The following is a 13,915-nucleotide window of genomic DNA, read 5'->3' as shown; positions in this document are numbered from 1 at the left end:
AAAAGGACAGGCATAGGTGCAGTACTGGCAGCCTATGCATTTATCCGGGTCATGCAGGGTAGCGCCAGATTCGCTCTTGTAATACGCGCCCTGGGGACAGACCTTCATACAGGCCGGGTCCAGGCAGTGCATGCACTGGCGCTTTAAAAAGTTCCAATGCACGCCGGTTATCGGGTCCTCGCTCTCAATGAAGTTCACTATGGTGAAGGTATCGCCATTGGTGTCTTCATGAGTCTGGTAATTGCCTTTAAATGGTTCTATTACCGCCGGAAGCTGGTTCCAGTCCTTGCAGGCTACCTGGCAGCCGCGGCAGGCGGTACATTTGCTTACATCATACATATTAGCCATATTCGCCATGTTTAAGCCCTCCTTATATCGCACAGCCATGCTTTATATTCGGGGCAAACCGTGTTGGCATCGCCGATATGCGGGGTTAAACGATTGCAGGGGTCGCCGGTAGCGTATCCCTTGAACCCGAATTGCCAGGGCATCCCGATTTCATGCACGGTTTTGCCGTTTAAATTAAAGGGTTTCAAACGTTTGGTCACACAGGCAATAGCCTCTATATCGCCGCGGCTGGTTGATACGATAACCTTACCGCCGTTTTTGATACCCTTTTCCTTGGCCAGTTGTTCACTGAGCTCCACAAACATATTGGGCATCAGCTCGGCCAGCCAGGGCAGGTTGCGGGTCAGAGCCCCGGTCTGCCAGTGCTCCACTAAACGGAAGCTGGTGCCGATAATCGGATACTTGTCTGTCTTGCCCTGCTTGTCAGGTTCCCAAATGTTGGCGGCAGGGTTTAACGCCTGTTTATTTAAAATCGGTTCCAGTGGGCTTTCCCAGGGCTCATAGTGCTCGGGGAAGGGACCGTCCTTCATCAGGGTTTTAATTGCAAACAGAGCGCCTTTGCCATCGGTTCGCATAATAAACGGATTTATGAAGGCTGGTTTATCCGGACCAGTAGTCTTAATCATATCCGGCACATCCACACCAACCCAGCTTCCCACTACCTCTGGCTTCTTGGGATCGGGTATCGCCAGGGGGTCCCAGCGCACCAGCTGGCGTTCGGCGTCACCCGGCCAGGGGGTGATGCCGTCAGGCTGCACAGAGCAGCGGTTGTAGACGATACGCCGGTTCATGGGCCAGGCCCAGGACCAGTTGGGGAACAGCCCCAGACCGCTGGGGTCTTCATGCTGGCGCAGCTGGGTCTTATATACAAATTTACCGTCCTTTAAGGTGGTAGCGCCGCAGTATACCCAGCACCCGCAGGCTGTACTGCCGTCATCAGCCAATTTGGCAAAACCTTCCACCGGTGTGCCGTCAGCTACATTATAGCCGCACAATTCGTTAGCAACCTTGAGTACATCAGGTTCGTCCCCGCTTGCACCGTCATAATCCCAGGTCATGTTGAGAATCGGTTCATCCTGGGGAAGCTTGCTGCCGGCGTATACAGCCTTAATCTTTTTGGCTAATTGGTTATAAGTCCACAGGTCAGCTTTCGATTCGCCCACCGGGTCGGCGCCTTTCCAGCGATACTGTACCCAGCGGCCGGTGCTGGCAGCAGTGCCTTCTTTTTCATATACAGCACAGGCAGGCAGGAAAAATACCTCGGTCTTGATATCTGCCGGGGTCTTTTTGGGTACGTTAGGATTGTCAACCGGACGTTCCCAACCCTGATAGGTCCAGAAGTCAGCGGTTTCAGTCAGCCACAGGTCGATGGCCACCATCCACTTCAAATTACAGAGGGCTTCCTGCTCCTTGTTGGCATTGGGACCGCCGACTACCGGGTTGGTGCCGTTGACAAACAGCCCTTCGATTTCTCCGCGGTGCATGGCTTCAAACATGCCAATGTGCGAGTAGTTTTTCTTGGGGTCGCGTTTGGGCAGATAATGGAAAGCAAAATCGTTCTCAGGTACAGCGGCTTTGCCGTACCAGGCCTTAAGCATACTTACCACCCATTTGGAACTGTGGATTCTCCAGCCGGAGTTGGGGAATCCTTCTTTAACCAGGGGACGTAATTCCTCCAGGCTGGTAAAGTTCACTTTGTCTGCTCCCGGTGTTACCTTACGGATAAAAGCAAGCAGGTCTTTGTGTTCTGGTGTAACAGTAGGTGATTCCACATATCCGGGAATATTATTGAACAAAAGCCCCATATCCGTAGCGCCCTGAACGTTGTTTTCCCCGCGCAGGGCGTTTATGCCTCCGCCGGGACGGCCGATGTTGCCCAGAAGCAATTGCACGATAGCAAAAGCCCGGATGTTCTGGCTGCCCACCGTGTGCTGGGTTATACCCATGGCATACAAAATGGTTCCGGTCTTGTTAGGCTTGCCGGTAGCGCAGAAGGTATCCAGCACTTCCAGATACTTGTTTTTGGGCGTTCCGGTAATACTGCACACCGTGTCAATATCATAGCGCTGGTAGTGTTTTTTCATTAACTGGAATACGCAATGCGGATCCTGCAGAGTCGGATCGGTCAGCGGCAGGTTTTTCTCGTCATATTTATAATCCCAGCTGCTTACATCATATTTGCGTGTGGCTGGATCATAACCGGAAAAGAGCCCGTCGCGGAAATCATATTCATCCTTAACCAGGAAAGCGGCATTGGTGTAGTTGACAACATAATCCTTGTGGTACAGTTCATTATCCAGGATATATTTGATCATTCCGCCCAGGAAAGCAATATCGGTCCCGGAACGCATAGGCGCATAGATGTCAGCCCGCGCTGCGGTTCTCGTAAACCTGGGATCGACACTGATCAGTTTGGCTCCCCTGGTTTCCCGAGCTTTGAGCAGCCATTTCATAGTAATGGGATGATTCTCGGCGCAGTTGCTGCCCATAATGAGTGCGCAATCGGTATTCTTCATGTCCACTACATGATTGGTCATTACCCCGCGTCCGAAGGAAGGCGCCAAACCTCCTACCGATGGAGAATGACAGAGCCGGGCCTGGGTTTCCAGGTAAACCACGCCCAGGGAACGCATTAATTTGGAAAGCAGATAGCACTCTTCATTGTCCATGCCGGAGCCGCCAATTGAAGCTATCTTTTCGGTATGATTTACAATGATTTCACTGCCGTCTTCGAGCTTCTTTTTATGAACAAAACTGCTGTCCCGGGTTTCCTTGACCCTTTCCGCTATCCTATCCAGCATCCAGTCCCAATCTTTTTCTTCCCACTTGTCACTGCCCGGGGCTCTGTACAGGGGTTTTTGAATTCTCTTGGGGTTGATCTCCTGTTCTCCGGTTTCTTCGTTGTAAATTTCCCTGAGGTTGAACATAGCCGCGCCTTTGGCGCATGCTCCGCCCTGGTTGATGGGATTATCCGGGTCGCCGTGAACACTCAGCAGTTTTTGGAATTTCCCATTAGCATCCTTTTGTGCATATACCACCAGCCCGCAGCCTGACCCGCAATAGGGACACACTGTCGGGGTGGGAGTTATATTTACGATACGCAGGCCTTTAACTTCTGAAGCGGTTGCTTCCAGGTCAAATCCAAGGCTTGCTGCCAAACCAAGGGAGGCAACCGTTGCCCCGCCGCGGGTAATAAATTGCCGGCGGGTAATTCTGCTACTCATCTTTGATCCCCCGTTTCAACTTAGTTTGTTGACATGAGCGATTTTTACCAGGCTTGTCTTCTGGTAAGGCTTAAGAGCAGTCTTCTATGCGTCAATACCGTCAACGAAAAACATGGGGATGAAAGAACATTTCAGAAAGGCTTGTTATACGCAGGATGAATAAAATCAGAGGATAAATCCGATTATACGTTCAGGCAAGGTGATGAAGCCCATCCAGAACCAAGCTCTCCGTTTCCAGTATTGAATTGTCATAGAAACAAAACGAACCGACGGTCCATCGGTTATTCTTCAGACCATGAACCCGACTCTTCGTTTGCAGCCTGCTCCTGGCACTTTCATCACCTCCACTCCGCAAATTCAATCTCACCGATTCAGATAACCGGTTCAACTCCATAAATTCAGCTAAATATCGACATTACATGGGCATAATTAGCTGAATTTATATTAATATATCTTATACATAATATAAATTAATATTAAATTTATGACAATAGCCTTCTAATGGTAAATGCATCTGCAGCATAAAAATATTCAAAGAAAGGATGAATAATTATGGAGGCAGGGGTTCGCAACCGTTTGCGGGGCAAGCATACAGGCCGATGGTATGGCCCCAGGTGTCAATGTGAATGGGCGATACCGAGATCACGTCCGTGATGACGCGACAATCCCTTAATGAAGCAGGCTTCTCCGAAGGCGACACTGTTACCGCCTTAATTAAGGCCATAAATATAGTTTTTGTGAAAAATAAAAATAAATTAAATCAAAATGTGAGGTAAACCTTCATATTTTGATTAATGCCGCATAATATTAAACATATGTTCTACCAGGATAGGATCAAATTGTCTTCCAGCCGATTTTTTAAGTTCAGCCAAGGCTTCTTCAACGCTAATGGGATTACGATAAGGCCGAACCCCGGTCATAGCTTCAAAGGCATCCGCTACGGCCACGATGCGGCATTCCAGCGGTATCTCAAACTCCTTTAATCCTAACGGGTAACCGCTTCCATCCCAGGCTTCGTGATGTTTTAATATCAAATCAGCCACTAAAACCAGTTCAGGAACAGCCAGGGCAATACGCTGACCGGTTTCGCAATGTGCTTTGACAAGCGCTCTTTCTTCCGCGTTAAGGGGTCCCGGTTTCATTAATATATGATCACTAATAATGAGTTTGCCGATATCATGATATTCTGCTAGTAATATCAGCCGTTTTATACTTTCATCGCTTAAATGCGCCTGATCCGCCAGAGCCAGACAGATATCCCGCAGCCTGTCCAGATGGCCTTCCCGGGCAAAATCCTTTAACTTATAAATGTTTTTCAGGGCTGTTTTGATAATACGGTCAGAAAACCGCCGGTTGGCCAGCTTATTCTTGTACATATTGTTATCAGCTTCACAATATAATTCGTCAATCCTTTTATCTTTGCCGATACTGGTGGCATAGCCCAAAGAAATGCTTAAAGGCAATGCTTGATCGGCTTTATTATGCTGTTTTATCAAAGCCTTAATTCTCTCTATAACCTGAGTAACATCGCGCGGGGCCGTATGAGCAATAAGGATGGCAAATTCATCCCCGCCCACCCTGGCTACTACGTCTCCTTCACGAACCGCGCTGCGCAATACATTAGCGGCCTCAACGATCAGCTGGTCGCCCGCCTCATGACCCAGGGCGTCATTAATCAGTTTAAGGCCGTCCAAATCGCACATTATAAGGCTCACCGGATAATGCCTGCCCGCCTCCAGCCGCTTGATTTCTTCGGCGAAATAGGCGCGGTTATAAAGTCCGGTAGCAAAATCATGCAGGCTGAGGAATCTTAATTGATCTTCAGCCTTTTTGCGTTCAGCAATTTCCGCTTTAAGAGACTCGGAAAGCTGTAATAGTGCTTCGGTCCTTTCTTTGACCCTTTGTTCCAGCATGAGGTGAGCCTGCCGCAGCTCTTCTTCGGCGTGCAGCCGTTCGGTAATGTCACGGGCTACCACCACCACATAACGGTGGTCTTCAAACGACACCAGGCTGAAATTAACTTCGACCGGAAAAATGGCGCCGTCGCATTTGCGGAATTCAGCCAGGGAGGTTTGGCGATAACCAGGTGGTTTTTGCGCATAATCCAAGAAAATGTTTTTGGCAATCCTGGCCATATAGATATCGTATGAACTGAATAATATCTTTTCCCTATCATACCCTAGTTTCCTGCAGGCGGATTCGTTAATATCAACAATTGTCCCGCCAGGCAGTTGGAGCAAGAAAATCAAATCATAGCTCTCATCCAGTAATGCTCTGAAGCGCTTCAAATCCTGAATGCTTTGCTGCAGCAGCGGATAATAGTTCTTGCGCAGAGACCTTTCTCCTAACCCGATGAGTTGTTCACGCAGCTTTTCCTGACGGGTCAGATCCTCTTCATAAGGCGGCATGGTAAATTGCCTCCACTTGATCTGCGGTGGGGGTAACGGGATTGGTGAACATGCAGGCGTCTTCCAGAGCCCTGCTGGTCAATTCGGGAATATCATCGGGCTTCACCCCAATACCTTTTAACCCCCTGACAACCCCCACTGCCTGTCGCAGGTCTCTTATCTTAGCCAGCAAAGATGTTTTTATTTGTTCCGATTTCATTTTGTCGGTATTAATGCCCATTGCCTGGGCAATTAATCGGTATCTTTCCGGTACCGCACCATAATTAAAATCGATTACCGGTTCCAGGAGTATAGCGTTACATTCTCCATGAGCCAGGTCCAGAAGCCCTCCCAGGCTGTGAGCCATAGCGTGAACTGCGCCTAATATGGCATTTGAAAAAGCTAGACCCGCTTCCATACTGGCCAACATCATCTTTCCTCGAATTACTATGTCGTCAGGATTTTCAATCGAAGCTGGCAAAAACTCAGGGATTAATTTGATAGCTTCCAGGGCGTGCAAATCGGTTATGGGTGAACTGGCATTGGAAACAAAGGCTTCGATAGCGTGGGTTAAAGCATCCAAACCTGTACAAGCGGTTAAATAGGAGGACATAGTTGTCAAAGTGACAGGGTCAATGAGAGCCACATCCGGCACAACCGCCTTGGAGACGATAGCCATCTTAACCCTGCGAACCCTATCCATTATTATGGCAAATTGTGAAACATCAGCCGAGCTTCCCGCCGTTGTAGGTATACAAACCAGGGGAGGAATGGCGGTATTAACCTGATCAACGCCTTCAAATTCAGAAATATGCTCCTTGTTCGTACCTACAATGCCTATGCCTTTGGCGCAGTCTATGGCGCTGCCGCCGCCTACGGCTGCAATAACATCACAGTGTTCACGTTTATATATTTCAGCCCCGTTCATTACTTCATCGGTTTTAGGATTAGGAGTTACCCCGTCAAATACGATATAGTGTACATCCGCCTCACCCAGGGATTCCAGGGCTTGTTTGGCCCACCCCGCTTCAACTATACCAGGGTCGGTAACCACCAGTACCCGGCGCGCGCCCAGGTTTTGAACATAGCGTCCCAACAGCCACCTGGCGCCGACACCGAAAACTATCTCCGGAGACACAAATTTGCGCAGGTGCAGTTCATCAGGCAACAACAAGGGTTCCACTATAATCACCTCATACTTGCAGATATATTGCTGTTATTAATGGCCTTTAATCGAATAATATGCGCCCATGGTTTATTTTTCTAAATATTTCGACACATCTGTAAATATTCCTGCCATGATAAAATATGCACAATATCAAGAGACGAAATTAATGTACCGACTGTTTTTACAGCTTCAGCTCATAATGCATCGAATCCGCATATGAATTGCCCCAACTGAACCCGGCCGGTTTAAACGCCTTTTCCCATAGTATCAGGTTAGGGTCATACGGTTCCGATGAGGGGTCAATATGTCTAAAGTGGTCACTGGCGTTGATATCGATGGCAATTCCCCAGGAATGATTGCTCAAGCCCTTGCACGGATTCCAATTTACATGACGGGTTACAAAGGTTCCATCAATGGTATTAATAAGATTTAAGAGAGGGATTTCTTTTCCGTTGATCACGGCCGTACCGTTGGTTATGTATTCAAAAGCCCTGATAAAATACTCCTGGGCTGCTTTATGTACCTGAACCTGCCGGTTTAATCCAGGCAGGGTTATGGTTACGATGTTTTCAGCTACCCAGCGGGGATCGATCTCTATTCTGCCGCCGTATGTATCCCGGTAATAAAACTGCCCAAGAACACCCTGGGGTTTACTTAATAAAGGATAGTTGTTATCCGGTACAATACCTCTAGAAACTGTGGTAATGTCGATTGTATCTTCTTTTGCAATTGCCCGCGCCTTCTCGTTATTGTCAGGAACCGCAGCAATTTTGAAAGTCGGCTGGTTGGCAACATTTGTTTGCTGAACCTCAACCTGTTCTGATGTTTCACGTGAAACAGGTGCTGGTTCGACATTTTTTTCCGTTGTTATAATGTTTTTCGCAACACTGTCAGTTTTTGTTGTCTGTCTGGGTTCGGTTTGTACCATATTGCGGGCCTGTCCAGGCGATAACGCAGAGTTTACAGTCCAGGCCCCGAATAACAACACCAGTACGACAATAGCCAAATTCAGCGCAAATCTCTTATGCATATTATTACTCCCATAAAGTATGAAAACGACTCTGCTTTAACGGTGCTAAAAATCCCTCCTATTCCCATTCATAGGTTTTTGGACCTATATATATGAACAATTCTATCTATAACAATAAAATAGCGTCAAAGGTAATTAACGGAAGTAAGTGCTGGTTCTAGATCAACCTGCATTTGTAATGAATTGTCAGAACCAGGTTCCGTCCTGATCATCCTGAATAAATTTCTTGACAAAACTTGTCTTAATGTATTATAAAAGGCAGAGCGTTTCCTGGTTTAGCGGTTAAGATCGGCTTTTTGAGGCTTGTCAGGGATCGACAGACAGAAATTAATGGCTCTAAACGTTTAAGGGGAGGATAACTGCATGGGACAACCCCGGATGATTACGCTTAAACAAGCGGCAAATCTCATTCAAAATGGGGACATGATTACTTTCAGCGGTTTTACTATCTGGCGCAGGCCTATGGCTTTTGTGTATGAACTGGTGCGTCAACAAAAAGAAAACCTTCATCTTTTTGAGGTAAACGGGGGCACGCAAACCGAAATATTGGCAGGGGCGGGCTGTCTCTCTATTTGGGAATCCTGCTGGTCCGGACACGAGCTTTATGGCAAGCTGGGAGAAATGATCGCTAAGGCTCATCTCACTAAAAGCATTATCATCGAAGACTACAGTCACGCACATCTGGTAGCGCGTATTCTGGCGGGCGCTACGGTCTGCCCTTCATGCCCACCGCCGCGGCCATGGGCACTGACATACTCAACCCCGATTTTGATATGCTGCAAAAAGCGGGCCTGCGGGATGGCAAAAACCCCAAGATTCCAAGAAATAAATTTGTCATGCATAATGACCCGTTTTACGACATGGGTGATATTATCCTGGTCCCGGCCGCCAATCCCGATTGGGCCATAGTATATGCTTCCAAGGCCGGCGATGACGGCACCATTCGCATTAATGCCCAAACCTATACGGATGGCGAGATTATTCGCGCGGCGGATAAAGTTATTGTGCTGGCCGAAGAAATTGTACCCGCCAGTTACCTGCGCGAAGACCCGGTCAAAAATATCGCCGCCGGTTATATGATTGATTATATGGTTGAAATGCCCTGGGGAGCGCACCCTACAGGTTCTCAAGGCTACTACGATGTTGACGGGGACTTTATCCGTGATTTCTATTCCGCCAGCAAAAGTCAGGCAGGATTTGATAAATGGGCTGATGAATGGATTTACGGAGTGGCAGATCATGAGGAATACCTGGCCAAATTGGGTATAACCCGGTTGGAAAAACTGAAGGCCAACAGTGTGCTCGGCTATTCCAGCAGAATAAAAAGGGGGGTGCGGTAAATGAAAAACCAAAGTGATTTCGCTAAAGTCGGTGAATTCAAACCCCTGGATATACTTGCTGTAGCGGCTTCCCGAGAAGTCCGCGACGGAGACATTGTTTTAGCCGGCACTGGCCTGCCCATGCTGGCTATTATGCTGGCGCAAAAGAAAAACGCCCCTAATGCGGTATGTATATATGAGGCCGGTACTATTGACGGCAGGCCCCTGCATCTGGGCACGTCCGTGGGAGACGCCCGCTGTGCGCGTCAGGCGGCGGTAATATCAGGACTTACTGAAACCATGTACGGTCAGCTTCATTCCGGATACATTGATCTGGCCTTTCTGGGGGGAGCGGAAATCGATCAATACGGCAACGTCAATACTACCGTGGTAGGCAGCTATCTTATGCCGGAAAAAAGGTTTACCGGCAGCGGCGGAAATCCGGATATAAACGCCCTGGCCAGAAGAACGGTTTTCATCATGGTACAGGAGAAGCGGCGTTTTAAAGAAAACGTTGATTATATAACCTCTCCAGGCTGGCGCATCAAGAAATGGCCCGGAGGCGAAATGGTTCACAAACGCGAAGTGTACGGTAAATTTTTTCGCGGCGGGGTAGAAGCTGTAATAAGCAACATGGGTGTATTCCGTTTTGATGATGAAGGCGTTATGTACCTGGATACAGTCCACCCGGGATTTACTCCTGAACAAGTACGGGACAACTGCAGTTTTAATCTGAATATCTCCCGGGTGAGCGGCGAAACCATGCCCCCTACATACGAAGAACTCGAGCTGCTTTATACCCAGGTTGATCCTGAAGGTATTTTCCTGCCCTAGAATTGTGATATAAGGATATATTCTCCATGGTTTTGTTATATTTAACTTTACTTTGCCGCTATGGGTACGGCTAATTGCAATAACCTTTATTTAACTTTCACTAAATATTTCTGTCTGGTGTTCACTGCCCTCACGAATAATATCGCAGCCTGGCGTTTTATGCTAAAATAGAGAAAAAATTCGGGGAGGGATATGTTGTACAATCTGCTTCGAAACACATTGCTCTTGTTGTTTGTGGCTGCAGGGTTGTGTTGGTTTCTCTGTACTCCGGCCAGGGCGGATACTGATATTACCATAACCATCAGTGACCCGGATCATCCGGGAAGGCCGCAAGGTCAGGGAAATACCGTTTATTCAGTAACCGCATCCCCTGTTGTTAAAGCGGGAGAGAACCAGGTCCTGGGTACCCTGCGGGTAACTGGACGAGAAGGCATCAAGGTGCCGGTGAAACCCGGAGACAGGATTAAAATATCTTTACCGCCGGGGATTTGTTATATGCGCGCACCTAATGCGATCAACTACCGCAGCTATGTACGCTGGCCTGAAACTTTTAACGGCTGCCAGAACCAGATTCGTGATACCAAAGACAAACCGGGCATGGTATTTGATTGTGCCACGCCCCATTCCATGATTCTGAAAGTTGGTAATGTGGATGAATCTGCTGATGCCATGCTTTTAGAATTTATTTTCGATCAGGAGAACTACAGCAGTGTCCGCATCGCTCCGTTTATAGAGCAGGCAGCGGAATTTATGGCTGATCCTAAAGGGAAAATTACCCGTCTGGAATTCTTTAAATTGTATGCGCGGATCGCACCCCCCTGGTATACAGAAAATATTCCGGCATCAATACCAAAGTCTATGGAAGAAAGATTCTCGGATTTAGGAGCGGTAAGTCCCTTTGACAAGGAAATCATTCGTCCCTTGGTTGATTCGTGGCTTATTCGCGGATACAAGGATGGAACCTGGGCCTTGGCAAATACATAACCCGCAGTGAAGCCGTGGTGGTAGCCGGCCGAGGCTACGGCCGCCTCGGTACCCGGGCGGGATATCGTGACAACATCCCTTCCTGGGGCGATGGCGCCGTTACGTGCGCAGCGGCGGCCCAGCTTATTCCTGATTATTTTACCGGCAGTTTTCACGGCAGTGATCCGCTTACTAAAGCTGATGCTTTAGGACTGCTGCAGAATTGCCTCGAAAGAAGAACCATCGAAGGGCCCATGCCGCAGCATGCAGTGGGACAATCAATAGGGTTTTAATCTTAGTAATCGTTTTTATCAATAACCTAAAAATGGCTTCTGCTGTGTGCAGAAGCCATTTTTAGGTTATATATTATCCTGATATTGTGGTTAAAGGGAATATTATATCGAATCTAGTGCCTGAAGGACCGGTATCTACCTCAATATTGGCTCCGTGTCTCTGCGCGATTCCGTAACATACGGCCATCCCCAATCCGGTTCCATCTTCTTTGGTAGTAAAAAACGGGGTACCCAGCTTCCTTAATACCTCATCGCTTATGCCATGGCCCTGATCCTGGATCGAAAGCACCACATCGCGGTCTTGCACGAAAGTCCTTATTGTTAAGGTTCGGCCTGCCGCCATTGACTCCAGTCCGTTACGCACCAGATTCTGCATAAGCTGGCGAATCTCTTTCTCATCCAGCATTAAATCGGGAACCTTTTCTAACCTTACTTCAATGTTCTTATCCTGGGACATCGCATCGGCCTGTAATAAGGGGAATATATTAGATACTATAGTATTCAGGTTATTTATTTCCAGCTGGATTAACTTGTCTTTAGCCAGCGATAGGAATTCCTTGATTATTAAATTAGCTCTATCCATCTCTTCAATCATCAAATTATATATCTCTATATCTTCTTCATGGTCCTGTTTGTTTTTCAATACCTGCAAAAAACCTCGCACCGTTGTCATAGGATTTCTGATTTCATGGCCGATACTGGCTGCCACCTGCCCAACCATGTTCATACGGTCCAGTCGGGTCATTTCCATTTCTATTTTTTTACGTTCGGTTATGTCCATAACTATAAAAAGCAAACAGGTTTCTTTCCCAATTTCAATCCTTTCCGCGGAGTATAGTCCCAACAGCAATTGTTGGGATTTGGTTACGAAAATAGATTCAACATTGGCAATTGTCCCGTGTTCTTCTATAACCTGTTTCATGAATAACCTGTCTGCCGTATTCTTCCACAGTCCCATCTCCAAAGATGTATGTCCCAGAAGCTCTTCCCGGCTGTAGCCGGTACTAAGGCAAAAGCTCCGGTTTGCATCTATAAAACGCCCGTCCTCCAATGAGGTGATGCACATCAGTAAGGGACTGGCATTAAAGGCTTTGGAAAAACGCTCCTCAGATAAACGCAAGGTTTCTTCCAGGCGTTTACGGTCGGTGATGTTCTTAATAATTACTAATAGATGCGGGCGTTCTTCTATGTCGATTTTTCCATGGAAAACAGGGCGGTTAATATCTCTCCGGACTTGGTCCGGTGTCTGGTTTCAACCCCGCGCAGGCTGCCCTGCTCATTTAGTTTATTGATCAAGTATTCCCTTTGGGTAGGATCAACCCAAAGTCCTAACTCCAAGGAAGTACGCCCAATTACCTCATGGCGTTCATAACCGGTAAGCTGGGTCCAGGCATCGTTAACGTCAACATAGCGGCCTTCCAAAGTGGTAATTGAAATCGTATCGGGACTGCACAGAAATATCTTGGAAAACTTTTCTTCCGATTGGCGCAAGGCATTTTCGGCCATTTTACGTTCGGTAATATCACGGCTGACCAGGATAGCGCCTTCTGTCCCCTCACCATGCAACAGCGGTTTGCCGATGGTCTCCATATACAGGTAATGTCCGTCAGCATGAAGGCAGCGATATTCAAACCGGCCTGGGATCCTGCTATTAAGATGGGTGTAAAATTCATCGATTATATGCTCCCTATCTTCATAATATACCAGGTCAAAAACCAGCGTTCCCATTAATTCTTCGGGGCTATAACCGAGAACAACACTATAGGACGGGCTTGAATATTGAATAATCCCGCTATTATCCACTTTGCAATACATATCCAACATGTTTTCGGAAATTTCATGTAGTTGGAACTGACTTTTTCTTAATTGTTCCAGGGCTTGATTTCTGGCGGTCAGATCGGTTACAAAACCATAATAGTAGACAATCTCTCCATCGTCATCAATGTACGGGTGAATTAGAACTTCCACCGGCACCCGAGACCCGTCTTTACGCAAATACTCCTTTTCATAACAGAGTACCTGCCTGGTTCTATATACCTCCTCAATCGTAACAGCCTGTATATCATGCCATTTTGCAGGTGTTAGATCGCTTTTCCAGTTCAACAAATATAGTTCCGCTTCGGAATATCCGGTTAAAAGGCAAAAAGCATGATTAAATAAGGCTATGCGGCCATCTTTGAACCCAACCAGAAAAGGGTGCGAAGAATTTTCAATGGCTGCGGCCATAAGCCGCATACGCTCGTGTTCATTAAAAAGGGGCTGCCCTTCTCGCGCCTTGTTTTTATCTTGACTCCGGCAATCTTTCAACCCGTTTTCCCTTCAGCAATGGCGAATTTTTATCTGCTGCGG

At 47.4% G+C, this 13,915-nt stretch carries 10 protein-coding genes and 1 pseudogene; 4 read left to right on the top strand and 7 right to left on the bottom strand.

What is annotated here, in order from left to right; all coding sequences use genetic code 11:
* The 5 genes from JCM14374_RS03055 to JCM14374_RS03035 form a co-directional block, all read right to left on the bottom strand.
* Nucleotides 1–357, bottom strand: a 357-nt coding sequence (locus JCM14374_RS03055) for a 4Fe-4S dicluster domain-containing protein (protein ID WP_157048929.1), incomplete at its 3' end; no start/stop codon positions are given.
* 2 nt (nt 358–359) lie between these two features.
* Complete coding sequence (fdnG, locus tag JCM14374_RS03050) at nt 360–3,572, bottom strand: formate dehydrogenase-N subunit alpha (RefSeq protein ID WP_054693315.1); 3,213 nt, start codon at nt 3,570–3,572, stop codon at nt 360–362.
* A 791-nt stretch (nt 3,573–4,363) separates the two neighbouring features.
* Complete coding sequence (locus JCM14374_RS03045; RefSeq protein WP_054693312.1) at nt 4,364–5,980, bottom strand: sensor domain-containing diguanylate cyclase/phosphohydrolase; 1,617 nt, start codon at nt 5,978–5,980, stop codon at nt 4,364–4,366.
* Nucleotides 5,967–7,142, bottom strand: coding sequence for an alcohol dehydrogenase-like regulatory protein ErcA (gene ercA / locus JCM14374_RS03040; protein WP_242848800.1), 1,176 nt, complete (start codon nt 7,140–7,142; stop codon nt 5,967–5,969). Before ercA ends, JCM14374_RS03045 begins: the two co-directional genes overlap by 14 nt.
* A gap of 166 nt (nt 7,143–7,308) precedes the next feature.
* Entirely contained in the window at nt 7,309–8,157 is an 849-nt protein-coding gene (locus tag JCM14374_RS03035; protein WP_054693309.1) for a M15 family metallopeptidase, read from the bottom strand.
* Nucleotides 8,158–8,520: 363 nt separating this feature from the next.
* Between JCM14374_RS03035 and JCM14374_RS03030 the strand changes: the two are divergent.
* From JCM14374_RS03030 to JCM14374_RS03015, 4 genes and pseudogenes are all read left to right on the top strand, one after another.
* Nucleotides 8,521–9,497: pseudogene (locus JCM14374_RS03030) on the top strand (CoA transferase subunit A).
* On the top strand, nt 9,498–10,310 hold the full coding sequence (locus tag JCM14374_RS03025) for a CoA-transferase subunit beta (RefSeq protein ID WP_054693306.1): 813 nt from the start codon (nt 9,498–9,500) through the stop codon (nt 10,308–10,310).
* Between the two features lie 195 nt (nt 10,311–10,505).
* Complete coding sequence (locus JCM14374_RS03020; RefSeq protein ID WP_054693303.1) at nt 10,506–11,294, top strand: hypothetical protein; 789 nt, start codon at nt 10,506–10,508, stop codon at nt 11,292–11,294.
* Complete coding sequence (locus tag JCM14374_RS03015) at nt 11,243–11,566, top strand: hypothetical protein (RefSeq protein ID WP_157048928.1); 324 nt, start codon at nt 11,243–11,245, stop codon at nt 11,564–11,566. Before JCM14374_RS03020 ends, JCM14374_RS03015 begins: the two co-directional genes overlap by 52 nt.
* Before the next feature lie 73 nt (nt 11,567–11,639).
* Here JCM14374_RS03015 and JCM14374_RS03010 read toward each other — a convergent pair whose 3' ends face one another.
* Together JCM14374_RS03010 and JCM14374_RS03005 are read right to left on the bottom strand one after the other, a co-directional pair.
* The gene (locus JCM14374_RS03010; protein WP_054693298.1) at nt 11,640–12,686 is read right to left on the bottom strand and encodes an ATP-binding protein; all 1,047 of its coding nucleotides are present in this window, start codon (nt 12,684–12,686) and stop codon (nt 11,640–11,642) included.
* A 65-nt stretch (nt 12,687–12,751) separates the two neighbouring features.
* Nucleotides 12,752–13,873 (bottom strand): PAS domain-containing protein, encoded by a 1,122-nt coding sequence (locus JCM14374_RS03005; RefSeq protein ID WP_054693294.1) that lies wholly within the window; start codon nt 13,871–13,873, stop codon nt 12,752–12,754.
* Nucleotides 13,874–13,915: the final 42 nt, after the last annotated feature.

The organism is Syntrophomonas palmitatica JCM 14374 (assembly GCF_001311885.1).
In the GTDB taxonomy this organism is placed as follows: Bacteria; Bacillota; Syntrophomonadia; order Syntrophomonadales; family Syntrophomonadaceae; genus Syntrophomonas_A; species Syntrophomonas_A palmitatica.
Note: the sequence above shows the minus strand (reverse complement) of the source record. Positions and strands in the feature narration are given on the sequence as shown.